The organism is Rhodococcus sp. T2V, from assembly GCF_029269925.1.
GTDB classification, from domain to species: Bacteria; Actinomycetota; Actinomycetes; order Mycobacteriales; family Mycobacteriaceae; genus Rhodococcus_F; species Rhodococcus_F koreensis.
This window is the reverse complement of sequence record NZ_JARJBD010000068.1, coordinates 1-12,857: the sequence shown is the minus strand read 5'-3', so window position 1 is coordinate 12,857 and position 12,857 is coordinate 1. Positions and strand designations below refer to the sequence as shown.

The 12,857-nt window shown below is 62.8% G+C and carries 8 protein-coding genes and 3 pseudogenes; 9 read left to right on the top strand and 2 right to left on the bottom strand.

Annotation, left to right across the window (positions count from 1 at the left end):
* The first annotated feature begins 104 nt into the window (after positions 1-104).
* From P3H15_RS37920 to P3H15_RS37895, 6 genes are all read left to right on the top strand, one after another.
* Positions 105-914 carry an SDR family NAD(P)-dependent oxidoreductase gene (locus P3H15_RS37920; protein ID WP_276141955.1) on the top strand — a complete coding sequence of 270 codons (810 nt, stop codon included), beginning with the start codon at positions 105-107 and terminating at the stop codon, positions 912-914.
* 333 nt (positions 915-1,247) lie between these two features.
* Entirely contained in the window at positions 1,248-2,564 is a 1,317-nt protein-coding gene (locus tag P3H15_RS37915; RefSeq protein WP_276141954.1) for an MFS transporter, read from the top strand.
* Between the two features lie 101 nt (positions 2,565-2,665).
* Positions 2,666-3,226, top strand: a complete 561-nt coding sequence (locus P3H15_RS37910) for a nuclear transport factor 2 family protein (protein WP_276141953.1) — start codon at positions 2,666-2,668, stop codon at positions 3,224-3,226.
* Between the two features lie 588 nt (positions 3,227-3,814).
* Positions 3,815-5,527: an iron ABC transporter permease gene (locus P3H15_RS37905; RefSeq protein ID WP_276141952.1), complete on the top strand. Its 1,713-nt coding sequence runs from the start codon at positions 3,815-3,817 to the stop codon at positions 5,525-5,527.
* Positions 5,524-6,714: an ABC transporter ATP-binding protein gene (locus P3H15_RS37900; RefSeq protein WP_276141951.1), complete on the top strand. Its 1,191-nt coding sequence runs from the start codon at positions 5,524-5,526 to the stop codon at positions 6,712-6,714. The genes P3H15_RS37905 and P3H15_RS37900 overlap by 4 nt, the downstream gene beginning before the upstream one ends.
* On the top strand, positions 6,714-7,841 hold the full coding sequence (locus P3H15_RS37895; protein WP_276141950.1) for an ABC transporter substrate-binding protein: 1,128 nt from the start codon (positions 6,714-6,716) through the stop codon (positions 7,839-7,841). The genes P3H15_RS37900 and P3H15_RS37895 overlap by 1 nt, the downstream gene beginning before the upstream one ends.
* Before the next feature lie 416 nt (positions 7,842-8,257).
* Here the strand turns inward: P3H15_RS37895 and P3H15_RS37890 are convergent.
* A pseudogene (locus tag P3H15_RS37890) lies at positions 8,258-8,638 on the bottom strand (helix-turn-helix domain-containing protein); the annotation flags it as partial.
* 46 nt (positions 8,639-8,684) lie between these two features.
* On the opposite strand from P3H15_RS37890, the pseudogene P3H15_RS37885 reads away from it, so the two are divergent.
* From P3H15_RS37885 to P3H15_RS37875, 3 genes and pseudogenes are all read left to right on the top strand, one after another.
* Positions 8,685-8,978: pseudogene (locus P3H15_RS37885) on the top strand (integrase core domain-containing protein); the annotation flags it as partial.
* 388 nt (positions 8,979-9,366) lie between these two features.
* Positions 9,367-10,908: an alpha/beta hydrolase gene (locus tag P3H15_RS37880; RefSeq protein WP_276141949.1), complete on the top strand. Its 1,542-nt coding sequence runs from the start codon at positions 9,367-9,369 to the stop codon at positions 10,906-10,908.
* On the top strand, positions 10,908-12,437 hold the full coding sequence (locus P3H15_RS37875; RefSeq protein ID WP_276141948.1) for a serine hydrolase: 1,530 nt from the start codon (positions 10,908-10,910) through the stop codon (positions 12,435-12,437). The genes P3H15_RS37880 and P3H15_RS37875 overlap by 1 nt, the downstream gene beginning before the upstream one ends.
* A gap of 194 nt (positions 12,438-12,631) precedes the next feature.
* Here the strand turns inward: P3H15_RS37875 and tnpA are convergent.
* Positions 12,632-12,857, bottom strand: a pseudogene (gene tnpA, locus P3H15_RS37870) (IS200/IS605 family transposase); the annotation flags it as partial.

Sequence of the window (12,857 nt, the reverse complement as noted above, 5' to 3'; positions counted from 1 at the left end):
CCGGGTAACCAGCGCCGATGCGGCCGACCGCGACCGCGGGCACATATCGATAAGAGAATCTGACGGCGGTATCGTCCGCGGCAGTGCGAAGAAGGAGTCATGTCATGGGGCAGCGCGTAGCGGGCAAGGTTGCGATCGTAGTGGGGGCAGGGCAGGTCGAGGGACGCACCGTCGGTAACGGACGCGCCGCAGCCCTGCTGCTGGCACGCGAAGGCGCGAACGTGCTCGCCGTTGACCGCGACCTGGCGTCAGCGGAGGAAACCGTGCGCCAGATCGTCGCCGAAGGTGGCGAGGCGGTCGCGGTCCGCACGGATATCACACGCGAGAAGGACATCGCGGAGATGACGGCCACCTGCACGGAAAGGTGGGGGCGCATCGACATCCTGCACAACAACGTCGGGATCGGCGGAAGATCCTCCGGTGACGCCGCGGTCAGCGACATCGATGCCGACGCCTTCGCGCGTATCGTGGCCATCAATCTGCAGGGCATGACTGTGGCCTGCAAACACGTCATCCCCGTGATGCGTGAGCAGGCCGGCGGAGTGATCACGAACGTCTCCTCCAATGCCGTGCTGATCAATTACCCGAACGTTGCCTACAAGACCTCCAAGGCGGGCGTGGTTGCACTGACCGAACACATCGCAATCACGGAGGCGCAGTACGGAATCCGGGCCAACACCATCCTTCCTGGGCTGATGGATACGCCGATGGCGATCGAACAGCGAGTCGGGCGAGGGGGCGCAACCCGCGAGCAGGTTGCCGCCGAACGAAATGCGCGTGTGCCGTTGCGTAACAGGCAGGGAACCGCCTGGGATGTTGCGCAGGCAGCACTCTTTCTGGCCTCGGAGGAGGCGGCTTTCATCACCGGAGCCTCATTGGTCGTCGACGGTGGCCAAAGCTTGTTGGCCGGTTGATGGACGTACCCACTGCGAGTGCGAAATCTCCTGGCTGAAAGAACAAATCGACGGATCATATCCGTGATGTCGGCCATTCGTGGCCGACATCACGCCTATTGCCAAATGTGATCGATCATATATCATCGAGGTAAGGTGTAAGGCGGTGGCGATGCTGGGCAGAGCGAGGTGCTTTCCGTTTGGTGGCATCCAAGCGTCGACTTGTGGCACACACGGCACCCACGGCAGGCAGACCGCCAATTGCGTATGCGGTTCAACATCGACAGACTCGATTCCCGCGCTCGGCATTGAACCAGCCTGGCAACGGGTCATATCATCGGAAATGAGACAGAAATGAGCACTCACGGACTGACCTCCCGAGCCGCGCAGCCGACCGGCACGCGACCCGGCAAGGTGTTGGTGGCGTCGGTCGCGGCATCGTCGATCGAATACTACGACTTCATGATCTACGGCACCGCAGCGTCCCTGATCTTCAACAGTCATTTCTTTCCGTCGATCAACCCCACCGCCGGTGTCCTGGCGTCCTTCGCGACGTTCGCTGTCGGCTTCGCGGCACGCCCGGTCGGCGCTGCGGTCTTCGGCCACTTCGGTGACAAGTTCGGGCGCAAGCCGGCGCTCCTGGGCGCGATGCTGCTGATGGCGATTGCCTCTACCCTCATCGGAGTCCTGCCGACCTACGCGACGATCGGTATCGCAGCACCGATCGCGTTGACCGTTCTGCGGTGTGCACAGGGTGCTGCAGTGGGTGGCCAGTGGGGCGGTGCTGCACTTATGGCCATCGAACACGCGCCGCCGAACCGTCGCGGCCTCTTCGGCGCCATTCCACAGCTTGGCGTCCCGGTCGGAATGATCACCGGCACCCTGCTGTTCCTGGTCCTCAACCAGGTCCTCGACGCCGATCAATTCTCCGCCTGGGGATGGCGGGTCCCGTTCCTGCTCAGCATCATGATGTTCCCCATCGCGTACTACATCCACCGATTCATCGAGGACACCCCCGCGTTCCAGAAAGCAGATGACGCATTGGCGGCGCGGTCGAGCGCAGCCCAGCGCTCCTCGGTCTTCGAGGTCCTGCGGCGACCCCGGCAGCTACTGCTTGCAGCCGGCACGTTTGTGCCCGCCACCATCGCCTTCTACGTCATCAACACGGGGATGCTCGACTACGGCACGCGCGATCTCGGAATGAGCAAGAGCGCCCTGCTCACCGCCGTGCTGATCTCCATGGTGGGCTGGACGGTCGGTACGCTCGGGTTCGCCTGGCTGTCAGACATCGTCGGTCGGCGCGCGGTCTTCGCCGGCGGCGCGATCTTCACCGGTATATGGGCGTTCGCGATCTTTCCGCTCGTGCAGACCCGCAGCTTCGGACTGGTCGTTCTGGCGGCGCTCGTCGGACTGCTCGCTGTCGGCGCCATGCAAGGGCCGGTCGTTGCATTGTTCGCCGAGATGTTCCCACCGAGCGTGCGGTATGCCGGAGCATCCATGGGAACCCAGGGCGCGAACATCGTCGGAGGCGGTCTCGCCCCCCTGATCATGGTCGCCCTCCTCGAAACCACACACACCACCATCTCCGTGTCTGTCTACGTGGCAACGGCGGCCGCACTCAGCCTGATCCCGCTGGCAATGATCGGCCGAGGAAGGCGCCACGCGGATTGACCTCCGTCATACCGAGTCGGGCCTACCGGCCACCGTTTCTACGATGTGAACGCAGCACCGCAACGATGTACCCGTTACCCAAGCGCCCGAGGAGTGATGGCATGAACGACAGAGAAGCGGCGTCCGCGCTGCAGCGCATCCTTGATCGTCAAGACATTCACGACGTGTTGTGTCGCTATGCCCGAGGGGTCGATCGCGGCGACTGGGAACTCGTCCGATCGACCTACCACCCCGACGCGTACGACGATCATGTCGACTACCAGGGGAACATCGAGGGGCTACTCGAATGGTTGGACGATCGCTTCGCCGGCGTCGACAACTCGATGCACTTCCTGGGTAACAGTCTTGTCGAGCAGACCGCAGCTGACTACGCATCGGTGGAGACCTACTTCGTCAGTTCTCGCCTGATCCCGCCGACCGGCGCCGCTGCTGCTCATACATCGGCCGGCGACGCCCTCTGCCGACAAGCGTGGGGACGCTATCTGGACCGGTTCGAACGTCGTGAGGGCGTGTGGCGGGTCGCGTACCGGCGAGTCGTCATCGACGCACGCTTCGCCGCAGTGGCGATCGACGGAATCCGAACGGACGGTCCGTACTGGGGGCTTCGGGACACTAGGGATCCGCTCTACGCGGAACACGCCAGCCTCCCGGGCCAGGCCTGACAGTCGATCGGACAAGCAACGCACGTCGCCTTGAACGTGCGCAGGCGCCAGACTGCGTCCGGCCCACCAGGTGCAGACCACGGCGCAAACATGCACCCACAAATCAGCGGAAATGCCAGCCGCTCACTGCGTCACAATACGTCATCGTCTTCTGCCCCAGTCGAATCTCCGATCACACAGCCTGCGTGATCGGAGATTCGGCGTACGCGTTCCGATCGATCGGGGGAAACGGTATGCGCGGTGATGCCAGCCGTGTCGACGTAGACGCGTTCAGTGGAAAGCTCGGCCGCGGAGAAGGATTCCTTCGAGACGCGCCGACGATGCGGGCTGACTGGAACAAGCGTCGAGAGGCGCGGCGCACGAGTGAGCGCCTTCAGTTCGACACCGAATAATGGTGTAGGACAACAATGTTCGACAACGTGCCGGTGTCCCGGTGAGCAGGGCGATAAGTCGCGCGGTGCACAAGACAGTCTGCCTGACGGTGCAACAAAATCCACCAATCTTTGGGTAAAGCCTTGCCCAAACTCATTCTGTGACGCACCATATATTATCGACTTTCAGTGATCGAGTTCACGCAAGGAGTCCCACATGAGCGGACAATCAACAGCGTCGTTTCCGATGCAGCGCCACCGAAGAGAGCTGGGCCGGCAGGGGCCGTGGATCGCTCTGACCGCACTGGTCGCGATCCTCGTGCTCATTCCCATCGTCCCCCTGCAAAGCAAGGTATTTGCAGACGGGGGCGCCGGCCTGAAAGAACTCGGGGAAATGCGAGGTCTGGGGTCGGTACTGGTCAACACCCTGTACCTCGGGATCGGAGCGACGATCGTCGGACTGGTGCTCGGCACGGGCCTGGCGTTATCCGTCCATTCGCTGCCACCGAGGCTGCGCAGCGCCCTGTCGTTCGCTCCGGTGCTGCCAATCATCATTCCCGCGGTCGCGCACGTCGTCGGATTCGTGTTCCTGTTTTCACCCGAGAACGGGTACGCGAACACCCTGCTGAGGGCTACACCCCTGTTCGATGACGATGCGTCAGGTCCGATCAAGGTCTACACGCCGTTCTGGATCATCGTCTACACCGGCATCCACCTCTCCGCATTCGTGTACCTCTTCGTCTACAGCGGACTACAAGCACTGGGCGAGGACTACGGTCTCGCCGCCCAGGCGAACGGCGCCGGTGGCCTCCGGATCCTGCGCACCGTCACCCTGCCGATGCTGCGGCCGGTCTTCGTGTACTCGGGAATGATCGTGTTCCTGCTGGCGCTCGGCCAGTTCACCGGACCTCTGATCCTGGGGCGGCGCGAAGGGCTCGACGTCCTCACCACCAGAATGTTCGTCCTCACCACCGAGTATCCGATCCACTTCGCGCTGGTCGCCTCGCTGGGCACCCCGCTGCTGGTCCTCGCGTTCTTCCTGATGTTCGTCCAGCGGCGACTGCTCGGCGACCAGAAGCGTTACGTGGGCCGAGGCGCAATGAGCATGGCAAAAGCACCCACCCGCCCCTGGACCACTGCGGCGGCCACTGCCTTCATCGCTGCCTTTGTCGCAATCTCCGCAATACTGCCGCTGCTCGCGCTGACGTTCGTGGCGTTGTCCCCGTACTGGTCCGGAAAACTGAGCGGAGAACACTTCACCACAGCCCACTTTGTTCGGACACTCTCGGACGCCCGGGTGCAGGAATCGATCACCACCAGCCTCACCGTGACACTCGCCGGCGTCATTCTGGCGATGCCGATCGGCCTGCTCGTCGCCCTCGCGGTCACGAATAGGGACCGCATCTGGCGGCCGGTCTCGATCGTGTTGGACGTGGCGGCAGCGCTACCGCTCGCCGTTCCCGCGGCCCTGATCGGTTTCGGCTTCCTCTTCGCGTTCTCGTCGACAAATACCGGACTGTACGGAACGAAAACAGCACTGCTGATCGCCTACCTAGCGATTATGTTGCCGTACGCCGTCCGATACCAGTTGACGACCTTGATTGCGCTCGGTCCGCAGACCATGGAGTCATCCCGGGTGAGCGGCGCCGGACCGCTGCGCACCTTCACCCGGATCGTCTTTCCGCTGTCCCGTGCCGGAATGGCCGCGTCGGCAGCGGTGATGTTTGTTTTGCTCATCCACGAGTTCGGTGTCTCGTTGCTTCTCCGGTCACCGGAAAGCACCGTGATGTCGGTGGTGCTGTACGAGGAGTTCAGCACCGGGTCCTACCCACGGGTGGCCGTCGTGGCCCTCGTCATGACTGTCATCACCGCCGGCGGCGTCGTCGCGGCGCTTGCCTTCGGCGGAACCAAAGCTATGGAGCGACTGTGAACGAATCGACCGTGACCACCGAAATGACCGGATCCGAGCACAAGCACTCGGCTCCTGACGTCGAAGTGCGCGTTTCCGGGTTGAGCAAGGCCTTCCAGCGGCGACGCGAGAACGTCCATGTTCTGAAGGAGGTCGACCTCGAAGTCCGAAAAGGGGAGTTGCTCGTCCTCCTCGGACCGAGCGGATGTGGAAAGACCACGCTCCTTCGATGCCTGGTCGGCCTCGAACGACCGGGCGAGGGACAGATCGAACTCGGCGGCGAGCTGGTCGCCGATCCGGGGAAGGGAATCTTCACACCCCCGAACCGACGCAACGTCGGCATGGTGTTCCAGAACTACGCACTCTGGCCGCATATGAAGGTCTCGCAGAATGTGGCCTACCCGCTGAAGGCGCGAAAGCTCAAGAGCGCACTCGCGGGTGGCAGAGTGGGAGAGGTACTCGACATCGTTCAGTGCGGCCACCTGGCCGACCGCTACCCGCCAGAACTCAGCGGCGGTCAGCAGCAGCGTGTTTCGCTGGCCCGTGCTCTCGCCCCGCAACCGGCCGTTCTCTTGTTCGACGAGCCGCTCAGCAACCTCGACGCACTTCTCCGCCTCGACATGCGCGCGCAAATCCGTCGCCTGCACAGATCCTTGGGTTTCACCGGCGTGTACGTCACCCACGACCAGGAGGAAGCGCTGTCACTCGGCACCCGGGTGGCCGTGATGAACGACGGACGCATCGAACAGATCGGCGCGCCACAGGAGGTCTACCGCAATCCGGCAAGCGAACGAGTGGCGGACTTCCTCGGCGCTCGGAACTCGATTCCGATGGTCGTCGACAGCTCGGGCGCCGCCATGGCGGGTTGCCGCATCCCAGATTCCGCCGCTCCGTCGTTGCCGGGGGACTACCTCATGCGGATTCGGCCCGCCCATGTCCAACTGCGGCGACCGACCGACCGCGGGCATGACGACCACATCACATGGTTGAGCGGCGGAACTGTCGTGGAGATCCTTCCCGGCGCCGACCGAACCGAGTACATCATTGAACTCGCTGACAGCGTCCTTTACGTCGAAATCCCGGTCAGCGGAATCGGTTTCCGCATCGGAAGTGCTGTCGACGTCGGACTTCCACACGCCTCGACGCACTGTTACGGCGAAGACGGTGCGTTGACACCGACCGAACATGTACGGGTCGGAGTCGCGTGATGACGCACAAAGCAGATGCGCGCCGGGCATCGTTGCGACCCGTCTACAGCGGCGACCCGAGCAACGTGACGGCCCCATCGAACCAGGGCGTCGCTGCACAACGATGGAGACGCCGGATCGCCATCGTCGCCGCCATCGTGCTCGCCACGGTCGGTCTCACGGCATGCGGAACCGACGAACCGCCCACGACGACGCCGGAGGATCGCTCCTGGGAGGCCGTCGTGGACGGGGCCGAAGACGAGGGCGTTGTGAACTTCTATTCTGTCGCCCCCGAACTGCAGAACGTGCGATTGGTCAAGGAATTCAACAGTGAGTATCCGGATATCAAAGTGCGGGTCCTCAGGGGTGGCGGTGAGCTACCGTCCCGAGTCTCCGCGGAAATTCAATCCAGCTCGAAGGGCGCCGACGTCCTTCTGTTCAGCGACCCGAACTGGTTCACCAAGAACGCTGATCATCTGATGACATTGGAAGGGCCCGAGACCGAAAGCTGGCCGGAACAGGTGTGGAGGGTCAAAGGCAGAGCAATCGTCCCGTCGGCGTATCCGTTCGGAATGATCGTATGGAATACCGACCTCTTCCCCGTCGGCTTTGAAAACTGGGACGATCTACTGGATCCATCAGTCAAGGGGAAATTCGGTACCCGATCCGACGTAACGCCCTCTTACGCAGGCTATCTCGACTTTCTGGAGAGGACCATGGGGCCTACGTACCTTCCCGCACTTGGCGCGCAAGAACCCAAGTTCTACCCCTCGGTCGTACCCATGACTCAGGCAGTAGCCTCCGGCGAGATCGGCGTGGCCAACACGACAACACCTTCGATCGTGAAAGAACTCCAGGAATTGGGCGCACCGATCGACGCCGTCATTCCTCCGCACACCTATGCAATCGAGTGGGGTGCAGCCGCCATCGACGGCTCTGAGCACCCGAACGCCGCCCGAGTATTCATCGACTTCATGATGTCGCAGCACGGCCAGCAGGCTCTCAACGGCGACGGACTCGGAATATCCGGGCGCACCGACATTCCCGGCGTCATCCCGCAGACGGGCATGGAGATGCTCAAATCGGAGAGGTACCCCGCCGATGTGCTCGCGGAATGGAGTCGCAAGGTCGACGAATACCTGTCCTGAGCGGGTGCACGAACCGAACGGCGCTCATTGGGAAAATTATAGATCTCCGTCATCGGGCACAGTCTTGGCTCAGACCGTCCGCCCCTCCCCGATCCGGTCTCGTCGGTAAAATGCTTTGTACAGCTGCCATTTTGGGCGCATCCGAAAGCATCTCTAACCGGACACACGCGACGCGACGTTTCGTCCTCCGGGACGTCGAAAACTCTGGATCAGGAGGGCGGCTTTGTCAGTAGCTTGGGTGCCCGACCTGAATTCGAGGCTCGCGGCCGCGAGCAGGAAGGTTCGCTTGCTGATCGGCTGCCGCGACAGCCCCGAAGAGGTGGCGACTCGACTCCTCCCACTGCCCCGGTAGCTCCACCCAGGGTAGTGGGAGGGGCGGCCTCGATACGTCGGACGAAGCACTGAGGTTGCCCCCTGAGCTTTCCGCCGCGGGTGGCGGCGTTGCGCCGCAACTCCCGCGAGATCGTCGACGGGAACCGTCCGAGTCGGGCAGCGACGTCGCGCATACTCATGCCCTTGGCTCGCAACAGCGCGATATCCTCACGTTCGGTGAACGACAGGTACCTCCCCGAGGCGGGGGTCAACTCGATCGGTGGCATCCCTCCAGCGTGGCGGAACCACCGCGTCGCCACCGGCCCCGACACGCCGCACGCGGTCGCTGGTTCCTCGGTGGTGAGGCCTTCGGCGATCCGCGCCCAGAACGCCCGCTCGAGGTCCCTGCGTACAGGCGGCCGTCCCGGTGACCGCATCACCGCCCGCCCCGTCAACGCTGCCGTCCACACTGGTGGTCGTCCCATTCCGCCCTCCATTTTCGAGGTGTTGCTTCCACCGGTTGAACCTGGTCAGTACACGTCGGCCGTTTTCGCGGAGTTCTGTACTGCACATGGGATCCGGCAAAGCCGGGGACGTGTGGGGTCAAGTTACGACAATGCGCTGGCCGAGTCGTTCTTTCAGAATCTGAAGTGTGAATGGTTGCACGGGTGTGCCGTGGTATCGAAGGCGCGAACGCGTCTGGACTTGTTCGAGTGGATGTCGTACTACAGCAGGCGGCGGCGTCATTCCGCGTTGGGGTACCTGGCGCCGATCGAGTTCGGACACCGATTGACCGCATCGGCTACTCGGACAGTCGCCGCATGAAATTAGGTGTCCACCCTCGAGGGGCAACCTCACAAGGTCGGTGGAGACCGGGGATGCGTCGACGAAACGGTTGGTCGGGTCCGGTTACAAGGGGTATATCGGGCGGATGGTGAACCCGGACATGTGGACCATTATCCGTTCACACGGGAGGAGTACCGGCTCAATCACGAACCGGGCGCACTCGGCCGCGCCGCCTATGGAATGCGTTCTCGACCTACTTGGCCGTCTGCACGATTCGTCACCGAGCGTCTGCACAAGGATCGCTGGATTTCATCGGTTCTCATAACTTCCGGTATTGCTATGGGTGTGTGTGCCAGGATTCATCCGAGTAGATCCTCGGCCGAGCCCGGACACAAGGTTCGGGCGGTCGCCATTCAGGGTGGTTGACATGCGGTTTGTGAACCAGATAACGGCGATTGCGTTTGTCTCGATTCTCGTCAGCTCGGCGTGTGGCAGCACTTCCGATCCGTCCGGTTCGCCACCGACGACTGTGGCTCATCCGCCGTCGGAGTTTGTCGAGGGTCCATGCGCGAAGACGCCAAATCCGGTCCCACTGCTGGAGAATGCTCGCTGCGGGGAATTGGTGGTACCGGTGAACCGCACCAGAGAAGACAGCGGATCCTTGCGCTTGGCAGTTGCGATCGTTCCGTCGGAAACGCAGCCGCCGGCCAAGGCTCCGATCGTCTTTCTCATGGGCGGGCCCGGTCAGGACGCGGTCACCGATCCCCCGGTCAACCCGGACGTGCCGCTGAACCGTGATCGCGATCTGATCCTGATGGGACAGCGCGGCAACATCACGTCCAGCTCGCCGTTGTCCTGCCCGGAGATTTTCGAGTTCTTCGCCCACAGGATCGGAATGGCGTGGAACGCTGAGTCCACACGGGATGCGTACGTAGAAGCGGTGCAGCAGTGCCACGACCGCCTGGCTCCCACCGTTGACCTCTCGGCGTTCAATTCGACCGAGAGCACCTATGACCTGATTGATTTACGCAAGGCACTCGGCCTCGAGAAGTGGAATGTGTTCTCCCACTCGTACGGTACCGACCTTGCGCTGATTTACATGCGTCAAGACGCCGACGCTGTCGAGTCGATCGTGTTCGACGGAGTGACGCCTCCATCGGCTGGTGCCTTGGGGTGGACCTGGGCCAGCGCCCGCCAAGCATTCGACAACATGGTCACGGCGTGCGAGGACCAGCCGGCATGCAACGAGCGCTATCCCGACCTGGGGGCAACGTTCATCCGGCTGGTCAATGAGCTTGAAGCGAAGCCCATCACCACGACGGTCAACGTTGAGGGTGTAGGAGAGACGAAGGTTGTCGTCGACGGCGGAATGCTGCTGAACTGGTTTGTCCCCGTGGCTACCCATCTACCGAAAGAGTTCCCATCAACGGTCGATGAGCTCGCCCACGGGAATGCGCAGCCCATTGCGTCGCGGTGGGCCGAGGTGTGGGGGCATCCGGAGAGGGGTGCCCTCCAGTGGGGCCTCACCCTGAGTATTTGGTGCCGTGAATGGATCCCGTTCGAGACCGTCGAGCAGTCGATGCAACAGGCGGAAAAGGAATTCCCTGAACTCCCGGAGTCCGTTCGGGCCCAAGCGCCACAGCTGCCGTTCCTGCGCGACGCCTGCGAGGTGTGGGACGTGCCGACGGCCCCTGACTCGATCCGAGACATCACGGTCAGTGACATCCCTTCGCTTGTGCTGTCGGGTACCTACGACGGGCAGACCGGAGCGGTGTGGGGCGACTACATCGCGAAGGATCTCTCGCAATCCACAGTCGCGGTAGTGCCCGGAGCTGCGCACGGTGTGTATGCAGAGCCACCGTGCGGAGCCGAGATCATCGCGTCGTTTTTCGACAATCCGGAGAAGCCGGACACATCCTGCACGGACACGACACCACTGCCGGCATACGACATTCTCCCGCCACGCTGATGACGACCGAGTTGTCGCGCCGGGCGGTGCTTGGCGGGGCGGTCGCCGGGTTGGCGGTGCTCGTGTCGCCGGCATGTTCGTCGACGGAGTCGACCACCACGGCTACGAGCGTCCCGGCTGACGCGAAGGAAGCGTTCGACGAGCTCGACGCCAAGATCGACAAGGCGATGCGGGACTACGCGGTCCCCGGGGTTGCGGTGGGCGTCATTGCCGACGGTGAGGAGTACGTGAAGGGGTACGGGGTCACGAATGTCGACCACCCGACCCCGGTGGACGGCGACACCCTGTTCCGGATCGGCTCCACGACGAAGACGTTCACCGGAACGACCGTGATGCGCCTCGTCGACGAGGGCAAGGTCGATCTGGAGGCACCGATACGCCAGTATCTGCCCGATTTCGCGGTCGCCGATCCCGACGCCAGCGCCACGGCGACGGTGCGACAACTGCTCAACCACACGTCGGGTTGGCTCGGTGACGATCTCCAGGACTTCGGTCGAGGTGACGACGCGATAACCAAGTTCGTGGCGTCGATGACCCGGCTCCCACAGAAGACCCCGCCGGGCACGGTCTTCGCCTACAACAATGCGGGGTTGGTGGTGGCGGGGCGGATCGTCGAGGTCGTGACTGGATCGGTCTACGAGGACGCCGTGCAAAAGATGCTGCTGGACCCGCTCGAGTTACGTCACACCCGCTTCTTCTCGGACCAGATAATCGGCCACAATATCGCCGCCTCGCACACCGTCGACGACGGAAAAGCCGTTGTGGATCCGGGCTTCTGGTTCTTCTCGCGCAGTTGCAACCCGACCGGATCGTTGATTTCCAGCGTGCGGGATCAGGTGCGCTACGCGCGCTTCCACCTCGGCGACGGCACGACACCCACGGGAGATCGGTTGATGAGCAAGGACTCGCTCATCGCCATGCGTTCGAATCCCGGCGTCGGCGGCACGCTTCAGGTCGAACTCACCGGTATGGGAGTGTCATGGATGCTGCGGCCGTCCGCGGAGAACGAGGCGATCGTCCAGCATGGCGGGACCTGGGCGGGTCAACGATCCGGGTTCTTCATGGTGCCCAGCCGTAACTTCGCCATGACCGTGCTCACCAATTCCGATGGGGGCGGGAAACTGCTCAACGAACTGTTCGCCGAGGACTGGTCGCTTCGCCGCTTCGCCGGAATCAGTAACCTGCCCGCGACGCCCCAGAAGTTGAGCACGGCCGAGTTGGCGCCCTACGAGGGGGCGTATGCCACTGACGACATCGATCAATCGGGCACCCTGGGGACCGTCGTGATCCACTTCCGCAGCAAAGACGGCCAGCTCGTCGGCAACATGAGCGACGCCCCGGATGGCACCTACCTGCCGGATGAGCAGACAGTCCCGAATCTCGGTCTTGCGCTGTACAAGACCGACTATGGGCTCGACCTTGGCCCCGACCTCGAACCCACCGGCACCCGATCCAACTTCGTTCGGGGACCGGATGGGAATGTCGCCTGGTTCAGCAACCACGGACGGCTCTACCGGCACCTGCAGTAAACAGCCGAACTACCCCGGAATGCCGGTGGCGCAATGCGAAAATTTGCATCAGTTCACCGGATTAATCAGAGGAAGCCTGGCCCTTGGGGGCCGGGAGGAAGCTGATTCTGTATTGCGCGATCGCGGGTAGCGGGGTCGGTTTCTGGTGTGGGTTCGGGTCGTTGTTGGGTGGTGATGTAGTCGGCGATGGTGGCGAGTGGGGCTCCGCCGGCGGAGGCGGCGAAGTAGGTCGGTGACCAGAAGTGGTTGCCCCGCAGGTATTTCTGGATGTGGTCGGGGAACTCTTGGCGCAGGTGTCGAGCGGAGACGCCCTTGAGGCTGTTGATCAGGGTGGAGAGTTGCACGGTGGGTGGGTAGTGGATCAGTAGGTGGACGTGGTCGGTTTCTCCGGTGAACTCGGTCAACGTTGCGCCGAACTTG

Coding starts and splice junctions, on each gene's coding strand:
- P3H15_RS37920 (WP_276141955.1), top strand. CDS start 105: ATGGGGCAGCGCGTAGCGGGCAAGGTTGCGATCGTAGTGGGGGCAGGG.
- P3H15_RS37915 (WP_276141954.1), top strand. CDS start 1,248: ATGAGCACTCACGGACTGACCTCCCGAGCCGCGCAGCCGACCGGCACG.
- P3H15_RS37910 (WP_276141953.1), top strand. CDS start 2,666: ATGAACGACAGAGAAGCGGCGTCCGCGCTGCAGCGCATCCTTGATCGT.
- P3H15_RS37905 (WP_276141952.1), top strand. CDS start 3,815: ATGAGCGGACAATCAACAGCGTCGTTTCCGATGCAGCGCCACCGAAGA.
- P3H15_RS37895 (WP_276141950.1), top strand. CDS start 6,714: ATGACGCACAAAGCAGATGCGCGCCGGGCATCGTTGCGACCCGTCTAC.
- P3H15_RS37880 (WP_276141949.1), top strand. CDS start 9,367: ATGCGGTTTGTGAACCAGATAACGGCGATTGCGTTTGTCTCGATTCTC.
- P3H15_RS37875 (WP_276141948.1), top strand. CDS start 10,908: ATGACGACCGAGTTGTCGCGCCGGGCGGTGCTTGGCGGGGCGGTCGCC.